Annotated in this window: 15 protein-coding genes and 1 riboswitch; of the genes, 10 read left to right on the forward strand and 5 right to left on the reverse strand. The window is 68.5% G+C overall.

Going from position 1 to position 14,894, the window contains the following annotated elements; all coding sequences use genetic code 11:
• The coding region (locus tag AB4Z01_RS33700; RefSeq protein WP_441700894.1) for a transposase family protein at positions 1–144 on the reverse strand (144 nt) is incomplete at its 3' end.
• A 358-nt stretch (positions 145–502) separates the two neighbouring features.
• On the opposite strand from AB4Z01_RS33700, the gene AB4Z01_RS33705 reads away from it, so the two are divergent.
• The 3 genes from AB4Z01_RS33705 to AB4Z01_RS33715 all read left to right on the forward strand — a co-directional run bounded on the left by AB4Z01_RS33705 (position 503) and on the right by AB4Z01_RS33715 (position 2,298).
• Positions 503–1,084 carry an NAD(P)H-dependent oxidoreductase gene (locus AB4Z01_RS33705; RefSeq protein ID WP_441700867.1) on the forward strand — a complete coding sequence of 194 codons (582 nt, stop codon included), beginning with the start codon at positions 503–505 and terminating at the stop codon, positions 1,082–1,084.
• A 73-nt stretch (positions 1,085–1,157) separates the two neighbouring features.
• The gene (locus AB4Z01_RS33710) at positions 1,158–1,625 is read left to right on the forward strand and encodes a hypothetical protein (RefSeq protein WP_441700869.1); all 468 of its coding nucleotides are present in this window, start codon (positions 1,158–1,160) and stop codon (positions 1,623–1,625) included.
• A 40-nt stretch (positions 1,626–1,665) separates the two neighbouring features.
• Complete coding sequence (locus AB4Z01_RS33715; RefSeq protein ID WP_441700871.1) at positions 1,666–2,298, forward strand: hypothetical protein; 633 nt, start codon at positions 1,666–1,668, stop codon at positions 2,296–2,298.
• A 31-nt stretch (positions 2,299–2,329) separates the two neighbouring features.
• Here AB4Z01_RS33715 and AB4Z01_RS33720 read toward each other — a convergent pair whose 3' ends face one another.
• On the reverse strand, positions 2,330–3,403 hold the full coding sequence (locus AB4Z01_RS33720; protein WP_441700872.1) for a 2Fe-2S iron-sulfur cluster-binding protein: 1,074 nt from the start codon (positions 3,401–3,403) through the stop codon (positions 2,330–2,332).
• Positions 3,404–3,415: 12 nt separating this feature from the next.
• Positions 3,416–4,666: an aromatic ring-hydroxylating oxygenase subunit alpha gene (locus AB4Z01_RS33725; protein WP_441700874.1), complete on the reverse strand. Its 1,251-nt coding sequence runs from the start codon at positions 4,664–4,666 to the stop codon at positions 3,416–3,418.
• A gap of 111 nt (positions 4,667–4,777) precedes the next feature.
• Positions 4,778–4,990: riboswitch (cobalamin riboswitch) on the reverse strand.
• 178 nt (positions 4,991–5,168) lie between these two features.
• Here AB4Z01_RS33725 and AB4Z01_RS33730 point away from each other — a divergent pair.
• Together AB4Z01_RS33730 and AB4Z01_RS33735 are read left to right on the forward strand one after the other, a co-directional pair.
• Positions 5,169–5,891 (forward strand): haloacid dehalogenase type II, encoded by a 723-nt coding sequence (locus AB4Z01_RS33730; protein ID WP_441700876.1) that lies wholly within the window; start codon positions 5,169–5,171, stop codon positions 5,889–5,891.
• 27 nt (positions 5,892–5,918) lie between these two features.
• Complete coding sequence (locus AB4Z01_RS33735; protein WP_441700878.1) at positions 5,919–6,410, forward strand: Lrp/AsnC family transcriptional regulator; 492 nt, start codon at positions 5,919–5,921, stop codon at positions 6,408–6,410.
• A gap of 88 nt (positions 6,411–6,498) precedes the next feature.
• On the opposite strand, the gene AB4Z01_RS33740 is transcribed toward AB4Z01_RS33735, so the two are convergent.
• Positions 6,499–11,364, reverse strand: a complete 4,866-nt coding sequence (locus AB4Z01_RS33740) for an NAD-glutamate dehydrogenase (RefSeq protein ID WP_441700880.1) — start codon at positions 11,362–11,364, stop codon at positions 6,499–6,501.
• Between the two features lie 328 nt (positions 11,365–11,692).
• On the opposite strand from AB4Z01_RS33740, the gene AB4Z01_RS33745 reads away from it, so the two are divergent.
• On the forward strand, positions 11,693–12,118 hold the full coding sequence (locus tag AB4Z01_RS33745; RefSeq protein WP_441700882.1) for a DUF5818 domain-containing protein: 426 nt from the start codon (positions 11,693–11,695) through the stop codon (positions 12,116–12,118).
• 84 nt (positions 12,119–12,202) lie between these two features.
• Positions 12,203–12,577: a YciI family protein gene (locus tag AB4Z01_RS33750; RefSeq protein ID WP_441700884.1), complete on the forward strand. Its 375-nt coding sequence runs from the start codon at positions 12,203–12,205 to the stop codon at positions 12,575–12,577.
• A gap of 6 nt (positions 12,578–12,583) precedes the next feature.
• Here the strand turns inward: AB4Z01_RS33750 and AB4Z01_RS33755 are convergent, their stop codons facing one another.
• Complete coding sequence (locus AB4Z01_RS33755; protein ID WP_441700886.1) at positions 12,584–13,207, reverse strand: TetR/AcrR family transcriptional regulator; 624 nt, start codon at positions 13,205–13,207, stop codon at positions 12,584–12,586.
• A gap of 114 nt (positions 13,208–13,321) precedes the next feature.
• Here AB4Z01_RS33755 and gstA point away from each other — a divergent pair, with 114 nt between their 5' ends.
• From gstA to AB4Z01_RS33770, 3 genes are all read left to right on the forward strand, one after another.
• Positions 13,322–13,975, forward strand: a complete 654-nt coding sequence (gstA, locus tag AB4Z01_RS33760; protein WP_441700888.1) for a glutathione transferase GstA — start codon at positions 13,322–13,324, stop codon at positions 13,973–13,975.
• Positions 13,975–14,355 (forward strand): nuclear transport factor 2 family protein, encoded by a 381-nt coding sequence (locus tag AB4Z01_RS33765; RefSeq protein WP_441700890.1) that lies wholly within the window; start codon positions 13,975–13,977, stop codon positions 14,353–14,355. The genes gstA and AB4Z01_RS33765 overlap by 1 nt, the downstream gene beginning before the upstream one ends.
• An 86-nt stretch (positions 14,356–14,441) precedes the next feature.
• Positions 14,442–14,894 (forward strand): ImuA family protein (locus tag AB4Z01_RS33770; RefSeq protein ID WP_441700892.1); only part of this gene is annotated, 453 nt, incomplete at its 3' end.

Consider the following 14,894-nt stretch of genomic DNA (forward strand, 5'->3'; position numbering starts at 1 on the left):
GCCGAACTCGGCGATCTCCACGCAGCTCTTGGCCCCGCACAACGTCGCCGCCAGCGCCACGAACAACAGCTCCGCCAGATCGTGCCGGGCGTTCGGGTCGCGCGGATCGCGAACCTCGCGCAGGATTGTGATCAGCGACGACATCGGGCCTCCTCCGCAAGAGAAAGCCTCTACAGAATCGATCTCTCTTCCTCCCGCAACCCCCTCCTTCATTCAAATGCGATTCCCCTGCCCGCAAGGGGAGGGGGGCAGGGGGAGGGGTCTGCGCGCGTCCGCGCGCGAATGCGCTGGGCACCGAATTCGCCGTCCGTGCGGGCTTGCGACGGTCTGGGCTGGCTCGGGCCGAGAGAACCCCCTCCCCCTAGCCCCATCCTGCGAGGGGAGGGGGGACTCAGAAGAGGCGGTGCGTGAATGTCTTAGCGCTTGCGGGAGAGGTCGAAATCGCACCGTGATTTCGGGTGAGGGGGCGGCCCCGGCCTCCCCGCCCGGCAAGGCCTGATCCATGCGCGTCCTGGTGCTGTTCGCGCATCCGGTCGAGACCAGCTTCCACGCCGCGCTGCACCGGGCGATGGTCGACGCTCTGCGCCGGGCCGGGCACGAGGTCGACGACTGCGACCTCTATGCCGAGGGCTTCGACCCGATCCTGACCCGGCAGGAGCGGCTGCAGTACCACGACCTGTCGGTCAACCGCCGCCCGGTGGAATCCCATGTCGAGCGCCTGCTGCGGGCCGAGGCGCTGGTGATCATGGCGCCGGTGTGGAATTTCGGCTTCCCGGCGATCCTGAAGGGCTGGTTCGACCGGGTGATGCTGCCCGGCGTATCCTTCGTGATGAAGGACGGAAGGGCCGCTCCGAACCTGCAGCACATCCGGTCCCTGACCGCGGTTGTCTCCTATGGCGGCACGCGCTGGGCCTCGCTACTGATGGGCGACCCGCCGCGCAAGCTGGTGCGGCGCTGGCTGCGCGGCCTGATCCGCCCCTGGGCGCCGGCGCGCTACCTCGCCCTCTACGGCATGAACCGCGCCACCGACGCCGACCGCGACCACTTTCTGGCGCGGGTGGTCGGGGCGGCTGAGAGGCTGTGACCGTCGCGGGGTCTAGGATAGCACCCGGAGAGGCGGCTATGCTTATCCGGCCAAAGCCTCGGGGGAGGGTGGATTGGCAGTTCTCTTCGATGGCGAGCTTTTCGCCGACTATCATCAGTTCTATCTGTCGGATGCCGCCGGCAATGCGGAAATGCCGACGGACTGGACGGACGAGGCCCTACGCCGTCGCATCCTGTGTGCGGACGGGGTTCTGGTAGTCTCAACCGCCCGGAATATGACGGTACCCGTGCGGATCGAGCTTCACGACGAAGAGCCTCAGTTCGATGCGGGCCTCGCCGATCACATCGTCATCGGCGATTTGCGGACATCCGGCGAGATCGTCGTCGCGGGATGCAGCGACTATCTGCCTGACGCCGCGCGCCGATCGGTCCCGGAAGGTGATTTGCGGGTAATGATAGTATTCACAGGCCTCGGCTCGCTCAGCGAGGATGGTCTCGCCGGCGAAGATCGCTACGTCGTCCATCTCTGGCCCGGCAGAGGAGAGGGCGTTGCCGTGCTGCGCCAGTGGAGCGCCGACTGACTATTCCTACAGCCGGCCACTACCAATCCCGGAGGGAATCGTGGGACCGCACCTGCGAAAGCTTCTGTCCATAGCGAGCGAGCCACTCGCCGACACCGTCGGCCCGGCGGAGGCGAGGCTCAACTTTCCCAGCATCGAGTCCGACCTGGCGTCCGCGTTGGCATCAAAGAACGGATTTTTTGCCTTCGAATCAGCGCTTTGCGTGTTCCCGACCCAGCCGTCCGACGCCGCTTATGACCTTCCGGCATGGAACCATCCGGCCCTTTGGAAGAAGGAATACGACCTTTTCCCGCAGAACTGCCTCTGCTTTGCCGAAGATGCATTCGGCATGCAGTTCTGCCTCATGGACGGGATGATCGCCGGGTTCGATCCGGAGACCGGGGAGTTCAAACGCCTCTGCCGGACGATCGAAGACTGGGCCGAGCTCATTCTCGATGACTTCGACTACCTGACCGGCCATTCCCTCGCCCATGACTGGCAGAAGAAGCACGGTCCCCTCCCGGCGAAGCATCGGCTCGTACCGCTGATGCCGTTCGTGTGCGGCGGCGCGTTCTCGATCGACAATCTGGCGGCGTTGGAGTCGACAAGGGGAATGACGGCGCGCGCGGACCTCGCCCGTCAAATCCGCGATCTTCCGGATGGATCAAAAATCCGCTTCGAGATTATCCCGTGAAGAAGGTGCCGGAGCAGGACAGGCGCCCCGCCTACACCTCGACCTCCACCAACGCGGTCTCGGGCTGGGAGCAGCAGGCGAGGATCCAGCCTTCGGCGATCTCATCGTCGGCGATGCCGCCATTGTGCTCCATCCGCACCTCGCCCTTCAGCTTTCGCACTAGGCAGGTGCCGCAGAGGCCCTGGCGGCAGGCGGTCGGGATGCGCAGGCCGCAGCCCTCCGCCGCCTCCAGCACCGTCTGGCCCGGCAGCACCGTGGCCTTGCGGCCGGAGCGGGTGAAGGCGACCTGCATCCCCTCCCCCGCCGGCGCGGGCGGCGGCGCGATCGGGGCCGCGACCGGCACCGGCGCCGGGGTGGCGCCGAAGCTCTCCTCATGCCAGCGCGCCGCCGGCACGCCGAGTTCGCCGGCCACATGCCGGGCCGCCTCCATGAACCGATCCGGGCCGCAGCAGAACACCGTCCGCCCGGCCAGATCCGGGCATAGGGCGGACAGCAGCGCCTGCTCCAGCCGGCCGCTGGACCAGCCCTCGCCCGCCGGCGCGCCGGTGACGACGAAGCGCAGCCGCAGGCCGGACGCCACCTCGGCCATGTAGCCCAGCTCCGACCGGAACAGCAGGTCCTGCGGCCGCCGGGCGAAATGGACATAGACCACATCGGTCTGCGGCGCGGTGTCGAACAGCCAGCGCGCCATCGACATCATCGGCGTGGCGCCGCTGCCGGCCGACAGGAACAGATAGCGCTCGGCCGGATGGTCGAGCAGCGAGAAGCGGCCGGTGGGGCCATGCGCGGTCAGCGCATCGCCGACCTTGAGCTTGTCGAACAGCCAGCGGGTGGCGACGCTGCCCGGCTGCACCTTGGCCGTGATCTTGGCGTGGTGCGGCCGCGACGGGGTGGAGGCCAGGGTGTAGGTGCGCAGCACCGGCTCCGGCCCCGCCGGCAGTTCCAGCGTCACGAACTGGCCGGGGCGGTAGGAGAACCAGCTGCCGTCCTCCGCCTCGAAGCGGAAGGTGCGGACGTCCGGCGCCTCCTCACGGATGCCGATGCAGCGCAGCCGCGCGGTCTTCGCGTTCCACAGCTTCGGCGTCGCGGTCAGGGGGCCGGGCATGTCCCGTCGCCCCTACGCCACGTCGCGGATCGGGGCGGCGGCGGCGTCGCCGCCGAGCCGGCGGGTGAGGGTGTCGGCATACCAGTCGACGAACTGGATCACCGCGCCCTCATGCATCTTCGAATACGGCCCGGGCTCATAGGCCGGGGACAGGATGCCGCGCTGGTTCTCCTCGACGATGCGGCGGTCCTCGTCATTGGTCGCGGACCACACCTCGGTCAGGGCCCGGAGGTCGTAGTCGACGCCCTCGACCGCGTCCTTGTGCACCAGCCATTTGGTGGTGACCTCGGTCTCGGTCGGGCTGATCGGCAGGATGCGGAAGCTCAGCGCGTGGTCGGCCAGCAGGTGGTTCCAGCTGTTCGGGTAGTGGTACAGCAGCATCGAGCCGAGCTTGGTGGTCGGGAACTCGGCCAGCAGGCGGTTCACCGCCGGCTGCCCGCTCATCGTCATCGAATGGGCGTCGTTGATGAACGGCACGCGCATCACCCGGTACTGCATGTCGTCCGAGATCTGGTAGCGGCTGGGCAGGCCGATCGCCTCGCAGCGCTGCCAATGCTCGAGGATCTCCGGGTTCTCCTCCATCCCCTTCTGGCCGCTGGTCAGGGTCGGCTGGTCGGAGAAGACGCGGCACAGCTCCGGATGGTTGCCGGAGCAGTGGTAGCATTCGCGGTTGTTCTCCATCACCAGCTTCCAGTTGCCCTTCTCGATGATGGTCGAGCTGTGGGCGACCTTGGCCTCGGCCAGGAAATGCGGCGCCATATAGGGCTCGACCATGCGCCGGAACGGCTCGAAGTCGCGCGGCTGCTCGGCCAGCGAGATGAAGATCCAGCCGCCGACCTCGTGGCAGGCCACCGGCTTCAGCCCGAACTGCGCCGGGTCGATGTCGTTCATCATGTCGCGGGCGAAGATCAGCTTGCCCTCGAGGTCGTAGGTCCACTGGTGGTAGGGACAGACCAGACGCGGGCGCGAGCCGCGCTCGTCGGTGCACAGGCGCGAGCCGCGGTGGCGGCAGACATTGTGGAAGGCGCGGATGGCGCGGTCGCGGCCGCGCACCACGAGCACCGGGTATTCGCCGATCTGCACGGTCAGGAAATCGCCCGGCCGCGTCACCTCGCAGGCATGGCCGATAAACAACCAGTCCTTGTAGAAGATGTGCTCCAGGTCCAGCGCGAGATAGGCGGGGCTGGTGTAGAAATCCCGCTTCAGGCTGAAGCCCGGTGCGCGGGACAGCAGATCCATCAACATGGCCGAACGCGCTTCCATACCCGACCCTCTCCTATGGGCACGGTCGCAGATGTGGCATCCGGGTACGCGCGCTCGGAGACCGGACCGGCCCTTCGCGAACATGCCCGCCGACCGCCCACCGCGATCACCGAGACAAACTCCTTCGAGGCTGGTTTCCGGGCTCCGGCGGGCTTCTTGGCCGGTGCGGCGCCTTCCCGGATCGCTCCAGTGGCCCCTGCCGCACCTTACACCGCCGTTACCGTTGCGGGGGCAGCGCCGGGTTCACACCGGCTTCCCAATTCTCCGATCCGCGGCTGCTCTGTTCCACAGCATCGGACCGGCACCTCTTGGCGGCGATCATGGCGCGACTCCGCGGCCCCGCACGCTCCAGAGCCGACACGCCATGACGCGGCTGCGACACGGCATTTTCTGCTGCGGCATGGCCGCGCTGCGCCAGCCTCTGCCGCCGCCGGAGGCGAATGCGCAGCCCCTGCCGGCACCGCCGGCGGATAATCGGGCCATCGGAACCGGAGGACGCACCATGAAACTGACCGATTTCAAGATCCTGACCTTCGACTGCTACGGCACGCTGATCGACTGGGAGACCGGCATGGTCAACGCGCTGGCACCGCTGACCGCCCGCGCGAAGGCTCCGCTGAGCCGCGACCGGATTCTGGAAGCCCATGCCCGCCATGAATCGGCGCAGCAGCGCTGGACCCCGGCGCGGCGCTACAGCGAGTTGCTGGCGATCGTCTACAAGCGCCTGGCCGAGGAATGGGGCGTGGCGGCGAGCTGGGAGGAGGCGCTGGCCTATGGCCGCTCGATCAAGGACTGGCCGGCCTTCGCCGACACCGCCGGCGCGCTGCAGTACCTGAAGAAGTACTACAAGCTGGCCATCCTCTCGAATGTCGACAATGCCAGCTTCGCCCTCAGCAACGTCCGGCTGCAGGTCGAGTTCGACGCCGTCTTCACCGCCGAGGATATCGGCAGCTACAAGCCGGCGTCGCGCAACTTCGACTACATGCTGGAGAAGCTCGGCGGCATGGGCATCGCCCCGGGCGTGGTGCTGCACACGGCGGAGAGCCTGTTCCACGACCACGAGCCGGCGACGGCGGCGGGCCTGGCCACCTGCTGGATCCACCGCCGCCACGCCGAAGGCGGCTTCGGCGCCACCATGAAGCCGGCGACCGAACCCAAGGTCGATTTCCGCTTCACCAGCATGGCGGAACTGGCAAAAGCTCACCAGGAGGCGTTGCGGGGTTAAGTCCGCGGCCGATCGGACGGGGGAAGGATGACGCCGAAGCTGGACCGGATCGACATCGCCATCCTGGCCCGGCTGCAGGCCGACGGGCGGATCACCAATGCCGCGCTGGCGGAGGCGGTCGGCCTGTCGCCCAGCCCCTGCCTGCAGCGGGTGAAGCGGCTGGAGGCGGCGGGCTACATCGCCGGCTACGGCGCCCGCATCGCCCTGGCGAAGCTGACCGAGACCGTGACCGTGTTCACCGAGGTGACGCTGAGCGACCACCGGCGCGAGGACTTCATCCGTTTCGAGGCCGGGCTGGCCACGGTGGAGGAGCTGCTGGAATGCCACATGGTCAGCGGCGGCTACGACTACCTGCTGCGCTTCCTGGCCCGAAGCATCGCCCATTACCAGCAGGTGATGGAGGCGCTGCTGGACCGGCGCCTCGGCATCGAGAAGTACTTCAGCTACATCGTCATCAAGTCGCCGATCCTGCGCCAGACCGCCCCGCTGCAGAAGCTGCTGCGGGAGGATAGCGAGTAGGTTGGGTTCGCGACTGCGAACCCAACACTGATCCCGTCGCGCGATGTTGGGTTCGCGGCCGCGAACCCAACCTACATCCGACGACTGTTCACCCCGTCGCCAAACCACGCAGATTGCGGTTGGCGACGGCCAGCATCGACAGGTCGACCTGGTCCAGCGCCTTCAGTTCGGAGACCAGCTGGTCGATCCGGTCCACCGGGGCGCGGCGATGGTCGACCCAGGCCTCGACCRCCGCCGCCCCGGCGGCGCCCGCCGGCGCGTCCTGCAGGGCGCGCACCGCGAGGTCGGCCTGCAGCGTGTACAGGTCGTCGACGATCGCCCCCACCGCCTGCTTCTGCCAGTGGTTGCTGGCCGGCATCCGGCTGGCGCCGTCGCGCAGCCAGGCCAGGCCCAGCCGGCGCCCGGTCTCGAAATAGACCGACGCCACCTCGCTGACGCCGCGCCCGGCCTGGTCGGCGATGCGGATGATGTCCAGCCCGGCCGCCCACAGGTTCAGCCGGGCGACGCGGCGGGCCAGCTCCTCCGGGAAGCCGGCGTCGACGAAGCCCTGGGCGCGGGCGTCGATCACGGCGCGGGCGTCGTCGAAGATCGCGGCGTCCAGCTGGCTCTCCAGCTCGGCCAGGCCGGGCTTGAGATGCGCCACGTCCTGGCTGATGTTCAGGCCGCGGCCCTGCTGGCGCAGGATCCAGGCGACGCTGCGCTCGATCAGCCGCCGTGTCGCCAGCATGGCGCGGATCTGGGCCTGGGCCTGGGCCTTGTTGTCCAGCGCCTCGACCGCCGCCCAGATGTCGCGCAGGCCGAAGCCGTCGCGCACGATCAGATAGGCGCGGGCGATGTCGGCCACGCCCATGCCGGTCTTGTCCACCAGCTCGGAGACGAAGGTGGCACCGACCCGGTTCACCATGCTGTTGGTGACATGGGTGGCGACGATCTCGCGCCGCAGCCGGTGCTGCGCGATGGCGTCCTTGAAGCGCTCGCGCAGCGCCGTCGGGAAGTACAGCACCAGGTCGTCGACCAGGGCCGCGTCGTCCGGCAGGTCGCTGGCCAGCAGCGCGTCGTAGATGTTGATCTTGGCATAGGCCAGGATCACCGCCTGCTCCGGCCGGGTCAGCCCCTCGCGGTTGCCGGAGCGCTGGGTCAGTTCCTCGTCGGTCGGCAGCATCTCGATCACGCGATCGAGCTTCCCGGCCTTCTCCAGCCCGCGCATGAAGCGGGCCTGCTGGTCCAGGAGCTCGAAACCCTCGCCGACCGCCAGCGACAGCGCCTGGCTCTGCAGGTAGTTGTCGCGCAGCACCAGATGGCCGACCTCCTCGGTCATGCTCTCCAGCACCACGTTGCGCTGCTTCAGCGTCAGGTCGCCGGCCTGGACGACGGCGCCCAGCAGGATCTTGATGTTGACCTCGTGGTCCGAGGTGTCGACGCCGGCCGAGTTGTCGATGAAGTCGGTGTTCAGCTTGCCGCCCGACCCGCCGGCGCCGATGCGGGCATATTCGATGCGGCCGAACTGGGTGACCGCGAGGTTGGCGCCCTCGCCGATCACGCGGGCGCGGACGTCGCGGCCGTTGATGCGCAGGGCGTCGTTCGCCTTGTCGCCGGCATCGGCATGGCTCTCGCGGCTGCCCTTCACATAGGTGCCGATGCCGCCAAAGAACAGCAGGTCGACCTCAGCCTTCAGCATGGTCTGGATCAGCTCGTTCGGCGTCACCGTCTCGCGCCCGATGCCGAAGCGGGCGCGGATCTCGGGCGACAGCTTCACCGACTTGGCGCGGCGCTCGTAGACCGCGCCGCCGGGCGACAGCTTCGCCTGGTCGTACTGGTCCCAGGAGCCGCGGCCGAGGTCGAACAGCCGCTTGCGCTCGGCGAAGCTGGCCGCCGCGTCCGGATCCGGGTCGACGAAGATGTGCAGGTGGTTGAAGGCGCCGAACAGGCGGGTGTGCTCGGACAGGATCATGCCGTTGCCGAACACGTCGCCCGACATGTCGCCGACGCCGACGCAGGTGAAGTCCTGGGCCTGGATGTCGGTGCCGAGCTCGCGGAAGTGCCGCTTGACCGATTCCCAGGCGCCGCGGGCGGTGATGCCCATCTTCTTGTGGTCGTAGCCGGCCGAGCCGCCGGAGGCGAAGGCATCGTCCAGCCAGAAGCCATAATCCTGGCTGACCCCGTTGGCGATGTCGGAGAAGGTGGCCGTGCCCTTGTCGGCCGCGACCACGAGGTACGGATCGTCCTCGTCATGCCGGACCACGCGCTCCGGATGCGTGGTCTCGCCGCCGACGATGGTGTCGGTGATGTCGAGCATCCCGCGCATCAGGATCTTGTAGCATTCGATGCCTTCGGCCTGGAACGCCTCGCGCCCGGCCGCGGCGGCCGGCGGACGCTTCAGCACGAAGCCGCCCTTCGAGCCGACCGGGACGATGACGGTGTTCTTCACCATCTGCGCCTTCATCAGCCCCAGGATCTCGGTGCGGAAATCCTCGCGCCGGTCGGACCAGCGGATGCCGCCGCGGGCAACCTTGCCGCCGCGGAGATGCACGCCTTCCATCCGCGGGCTGTAGACGAAGATCTCGCGCCAGGGCCGCGGCAGAGGCAGCTCCTCGACCGACAGGCTGTCCAGCTTCAGCGACAGGTAGGATTTCGGCCGGCCCTGGTCGTCGGTCTGGAAGTAGTTGGTGCGCAGGGTCGACCGCACCAGGTTCAGGAAGCGGCGGAGGATGCGGTCCTCGTCCAGGTTGGTGACCGCGTCCAGCGCGTGCTCGATCTCGACCAGCATGCCGCGGATCGCCACCTCGCGGTCGCCGGTCAGGTCCGGGTCGAAGCGGGTGGCGAACATGCGGACGATGGCGCGCGTCGTCTCCGGATGCGCCACCAGCGTGTCCTCGATCGTCTCCTGGCTGAAGGCGAAGCGGGCCTGGCGCAGGAATTTGGTGTAGGCGCGCAGCAGCGTGATCGAGCGCCAGTCGAGCCCGCCGGCCAGCACCAGCCGGTTCAGCCGGTCATCCTCCATGTCGCCGGTCCAGATCCGCTCGAAGGCGGTCTGGAACACGGCCTTGAGGCGGTTCAGCTCGATCGGGTCGCCGCTGCGGCTGCGCATCTCGAAATCATGGATCCAGACCGGGCCATGGCCCTGCCCCAGACCTTGAAGACTGACCTCGGTCGGGAACTCCGACACCACCTTGAAACCGAGATGCTCCAGCATCGGCAGCACGTCGGACAGCGGCACCGGCGTGCCGCGGTGATACAGCTTGAAGCGCAGCTCGTTCGGCGCCGATTCGATCGGGCGGAACAGATGCAGCCCGATCTCGCCGGCCTCGTCGATCTCCTCGATCCGCTCGATGTCGACGATCGCCGCCGCCGGTGGGGTTTCCTCGCGATAGCCGGCCGGGAAGGCCTCGGCATAGCGCCGCAGCAGGATCAGCCCCTGCTCCTCGCCCTTCTTCTCGACCAGGGCCGATTGCAGCAGGTCGGACCAGCTGCGCCCGGCCTCGACCAGCCGCTCCTCGATCACGTCGACCGGCTCGTCGGTGCCGGCGCCGGGCTCGGTCTTGATCAGGAAATGGACGCGGGCATGCGCCCCTTCGGTCATCTGGGTGCTGAAGGCCGTGACCGCGCCGCCATAGGCCTTCTGCAGGATCTTCTGGATGCGGTGGCGCAGGTCGGTGTTGTAGCGGTCGCGCGGCACGTAGACGAGGCAGGAGACGAAGCGCCCGAACGGGTCGCGGCGCACGAACAGCGCCGTCCGCTGCCGCTCCTGCAGGTGCAGCACACCCATGCCGATGTCGAGCAGCTGCTCCTCGGAGATCTGGAACAGCTCGTCGCGCGGATAGGTGTCGAGGATATGGCCCAGCGCCTTGCCGTCATGGCTGCGCGGGTCCATCCCGGCGCGCGCCAGGGTGCGGCTGACCTTGGCCCGCAGATAGGGGATGTCGCGGGCGCTGCGGCTGTAGGCGACCGAGGTGAACAGGCCGACGAACATGTGGTCGCCCTTCACCTCGCCGGCCTCGTCGAAGATCTTGATGGTGAAGACGTCGAGATGCACCGGCCGGTGCACCGTCGCCTTCAGGCTGGCCTTGGTGACGGTCAGCGGCGCCGTGCTGCGCAGCATCGACTGCGCCTCTTCCGACATCCGGTCGTAGCGGCGGGCGCCGTCGAACACCGAGACCTCGGCCTGGCGCAGGATGCCCAGGCCACTGCCCGGCACGATCGCGATCTCGAGCCCGTCCTCGGTCCGAGCGAAGTCGTAGCGGCGATAGCCCAGGAAGGTGAAATGGTCGTCCTCGAGCCACTCCAGGAAGGCGATGATCTCGCGCGTCTCACCCGGGTCGACCGGCAGCGCCTTGTGGTCGAGCTCCTCGAGCACGGTGCGGATCTGCTGCCGCATCTGACTCCAGTCCTCGACCGCGGCGCGGACATCGGCCAGCACGCCGCGCAAGGTCGCCGCGATCCGGTCGAGCGTCGCCTGATCGGTGCGCTCGTCGACCTGGACATGCATGAAGCTTTCGGCGGGCGTGCCTTCCGGCGCCGCGGCCGGGTCCTGCACGTCGGTCAGCCGGCCCTGGGCGTCGCGGGTGACGGCGATGATCGGATGCACCACCAGATGCACGGTCAGGCCGAGCTCGGACATCGCCGCGGTCACCGAATCGACCAGGAACGGCATGTCGTCGTTGATGATCTCGACCACGGTGTGCGGGCTGCGCCAGCCGTAATCGTCATAGACCGGGTTGAAGATCCGGATCTTGACCTCGCCCTTGCGGCGCTCGCCGCCGAACTGCAGCAGGCCGAGGGCGACGCTGTAGAGGGTGTCGGTGCCCTCGCGCAGCACGTCGTGCGGCGGCACGTTGCGGAAATACAGGCGGGTGAACCGCTCGGCCATTCCTCCCTTCGCCGGATCGAGCCGCTGCTTGGCCAGCGCCACGACACCATCGACGATTTCGGCCTTGTGCTGATCGGCCTTTGACATCCTGCAGACTCCAGAGAGCGTGCGGCCCGGCCCCTCTCGAAACCATAGCGGGCCGCATCAGGGCCCCAAGGGCATACAATCAACCCGGGTAAAAGGAAACCGCCGAACCGTGACGGTTCGGCTGCATTCTCCGCCGATTTTGTCAGACGATACGGGCGGTTAGGACATTCCCGGTCACAAAGTCTCCGCAATCCGGTCCGAAATAACCCATCGTTGGTCCGGAACGTTCGCTTCGAACGTGTTCTGGACGGCGGCCCCGCTTCGCCTGTATGGAAGAACAGTATTGGAAGAAATGATTCCGCCGCCAAAACGAGAAAGAGAGAGCGTGTTGTCGAATCGTCATCACCCCTCGCCGACCCTCTTCATCGCCCTCGCCGCGGCGGCCCTGCTGGGCGCCTGCCAGACCGCCGGACATCAGGCGCAGATCCCGCCCTATGATTTTCCGAAGGTGTCCAGCGCGTGGCATGACGAGGTCAACGTCGTCTACACCGGCACGCTCGAGGTCGGCCGGCCCTGCACCGTGCTGCGCCGCGACGACGGCAGCGAGGTGTCGGTCCAGGGCAAGCCGGTCCCGGTCCGGATCGGCGACCGCGTCACCATCTCCGGCCCGACCGCGAAATGGTCGCTGTGCCAGACGCTGGAGACGATCCGCGCCGACAAGGTCGACGTCATGACCAGCGCCTATCTGCCGGCCGCCGGCGGCACCGCCGTGACCGTTGTCCCCGGCGCCGTGATCGTGCAGCCGATGCCGTGATCGCCGCCGGCGTGACGGCATAGGGATTTTCTTTTCATCGGCTGCAGGCATACTCCCGCCCGGGATACGGGAGGGGAGGCCCGGATGCTGTACGCCATTCTCTGCTACAACTCGGAAGAGGTCCTCGGCGCCTGGACGCAGGAGGAGGACGACGCGGTCATGGCCCGGCTGGACGTCGTCCACCGGCGGCTGGCCGCGAAAGGCAAGCTCGGCCCCGCCGCGCGGCTGGCCTTCACCAGCGCCGCGACCACGCTGATGAAGGGCCACCAGCCGCCGCTGGTGATCGACGGCCCCTATGCCGAGACCAAGGAGCAGATGCTCGGCTTCTACGTGGTCGACTGTGATTCGCAGGACGAGGCGGTGGCCATCGCCCAGGAGCTGGAGCAGGCGAATCCCGGCCTCGGCGGCTACGAGATCCGGCCGGTCCGGCTGTTCCTGCCCGACGCCCGCCAGGGCTGACCGGCCTCAAGCGGCGCCGGCGGCGGCACAGATCATCGCCACGCCCGAATCGGCGATCGCTTCCAGAGTGGCGCGGGCCTCACCCGCCCGGGCGCGCACGGCCAGCGAATGCAGCACCGCCGCAGCCAGCCGGGCCAGCGTGACGGGGTCGGTGCCCGCGCCGATCTCGCCGCGGTCCCGGGCCAGGCGGAACCGCTCCTCCAGCTCCTGCTCGAAGGCCGCGAGGCTGCCGTGCAGCATCGCGCGCACGGCCGGGTGCAGCACCGCCTCCACCGCCGCCGTGCCGATCAGAAGGCAACCGCGCGCTCCCGCCCGTTCGTCCAGATAAGTCGACAGCGCCGTGGCGTAGAGGATCCCGAGCCCCTCACGCAATGACCGGCCGGGATCGAGCGCCTGCCGGATCGCGACCAGGCTCGCGTCGCGATAGCGTTCGAGCGTCCGCAGATACAGTGCCTCCTTGTCGCCGAAGGCGCCGTACAGGCTGGGCCGGTTCATCGCCGTCGCGGCGCTCAGGGCATCCAGCGAGCTGCCGGTGAAGCCGCCTTCCCAGAACACGTCCCGCGCCTGCGCCAGCGCCGCATCCGGATCATAGGCCCGCGGCCGGCCACGCTTTCTCGGGGCTTCGCTCATTTTTGTACTGCTTCGCAGGTTAACTCTTGACTACATGTTATCATGCGGTACGGTACAAAAATAAATGCACTTTCACGACGGCCTCGAAGCCGCCCGAAAAAGAGGATCTGGGAGATGACCATGAAGCTGTACATGCATCCGGGCGCCTGCTCGCTGTCGCCGCACATCGTGTGCCGCGAGCTGGACCTGCCGATGGAACTGGTCGAGGTCGACCGCGCGACGCACCGGACGGAGGACGGCGAGGATTATCTGCGCGTCAACGGCAACGGCTATGTGCCGGCGCTGGCCCTGGCGGACGGGCGGGTCCTGACCGAGGGACCAGCCATCGTGCAGTATCTCGCGGATCTCCACCCCGAAGCCGGGCTGCTGCCGCCACCCGGCAGCGTCGAGCGCAGCCGGGTGCAGTCCTGGCTGAACTTCATTTCCGCCGAGCTGCACAAGCCGATGGTGATGCTGATGCTCCCCGCCTATGCCCCGGCCCGGGCCGCAGTGGCGGCGCTGGTGGACAAGCGCCTGGACTGGCTGGCCGGGCAGCTCGCGGGGCCGTATCTGACCGGCGACCGCTTCACCGTGGCCGATGCCTATCTGTTCGTCTGCCTGAACTGGTCGCCCTGGAACGGCGTCGACCTAACGCGCCGGCCGGCGCTGGACGCTTTCCACCGGCGCGTCGCCGCCCGGCCGGCGGTGCAGGCGGCGCTGGCGGCGGAAGGGCTGGTGCAGCGCGACGACGGGTTCTTCGGCCCGCGCCCGGCCGAGGCGGCGCAGTGATGAGCGCGGAGGCGCCGTCGGCGCAGGAGCGCGAGACCGCCGCGCTGATGCACCGGTTCAACGCCGTGTTCCAGCGCCACGACCCGGCCGCGCTGGCGGAGCTGGTGGCGGAGGATTGCGTGATCGAGAACACCCAGCCCGCTCCGGACGGCACCCGCCATGTCGGCCGCGACGCCTGCGTGGCGCTGTGGACCCGAATCGCGACCGCGCCCGGGACCGGCTTCGACATCGAGGACGTCGTGGTGCTCCGCGACCGCGCCATCATCCTGTGGCGCTATCGCTGGGGTGCCGACGACCAGAGCTCGGTCCGCGGGGTCAACCTGATGCGGGTCCGCGACGGCCGCATCGTCGAGGCGCTGGGCTACGTCAAAGGGGCATGAAGGACATGGCCGGGATTCGCCCGGCTTGACTCTCCGGGCCAGCGGTGGATTCATATTGGAACAAATACGGAACATCATGCCTCGCCATGTCTGCCCTCGCCGCCCTGCGCGAGCGCCTGAACCGATACGGATCCGCCGTCGAAGATCCGGGAGTCCTGCCGCTCGCTTTGCCCCCGATCGATGACCGCTTGCCGCGCGGCGGGCTGGCGCTCGGCCGGCTGCACCGGGTCGCCGGCGCCGACGGCGACCCTGCCGGGGCGGCGGCCACCGGCTTTTCCGCGCGGCTGCTGGCCCGGCTGCAGCGGCGCGGGCCGGTGCTGTGGTGCGCCGCGGCCGACGACCTGTACCCGCCGGCCCTGGCCGCGCTGGGCCTGGCGCCGGACCGGCTGATCCTGGTCCGGCCGCGCGACGAGACCGGCGTGCTGGCGGTGGTGGAGGAAGCGCTGCGCACCCGCGGCTTCGGCGCCGTGCTGGCCGAGGCGGCGCGCGCCGACCTGCTGGCCGAGCGGCGGCTGCAGCTGGCCTGCGAGTCGCACGGC

This window comes from Inquilinus sp. YAF38 (assembly GCF_052113205.1).
Taxonomy (GTDB): domain Bacteria; phylum Pseudomonadota; class Alphaproteobacteria; order DSM-16000; family Inquilinaceae; genus Inquilinus.

Coding starts and splice junctions, on each gene's coding strand:
- AB4Z01_RS33725 (WP_441700874.1), bottom strand. CDS start 4,666: ATGGAAGCGCGTTCGGCCATGTTGATGGATCTGCTGTCCCGCGCACCG.
- AB4Z01_RS33765 (WP_441700890.1), top strand. CDS start 13,975: ATGAGCGCGGAGGCGCCGTCGGCGCAGGAGCGCGAGACCGCCGCGCTG.
- AB4Z01_RS33750 (WP_441700884.1), top strand. CDS start 12,203: ATGCTGTACGCCATTCTCTGCTACAACTCGGAAGAGGTCCTCGGCGCC.
- AB4Z01_RS33705 (WP_441700867.1), top strand. CDS start 503: ATGCGCGTCCTGGTGCTGTTCGCGCATCCGGTCGAGACCAGCTTCCAC.
- gstA (WP_441700888.1), top strand. CDS start 13,322: ATGACCATGAAGCTGTACATGCATCCGGGCGCCTGCTCGCTGTCGCCG.
- AB4Z01_RS33720 (WP_441700872.1), bottom strand. CDS start 3,403: ATGCCCGGCCCCCTGACCGCGACGCCGAAGCTGTGGAACGCGAAGACC.
- AB4Z01_RS33755 (WP_441700886.1), bottom strand. CDS start 13,207: ATGAGCGAAGCCCCGAGAAAGCGTGGCCGGCCGCGGGCCTATGATCCG.
- AB4Z01_RS33730 (WP_441700876.1), top strand. CDS start 5,169: ATGAAACTGACCGATTTCAAGATCCTGACCTTCGACTGCTACGGCACG.
- AB4Z01_RS33735 (WP_441700878.1), top strand. CDS start 5,919: ATGACGCCGAAGCTGGACCGGATCGACATCGCCATCCTGGCCCGGCTG.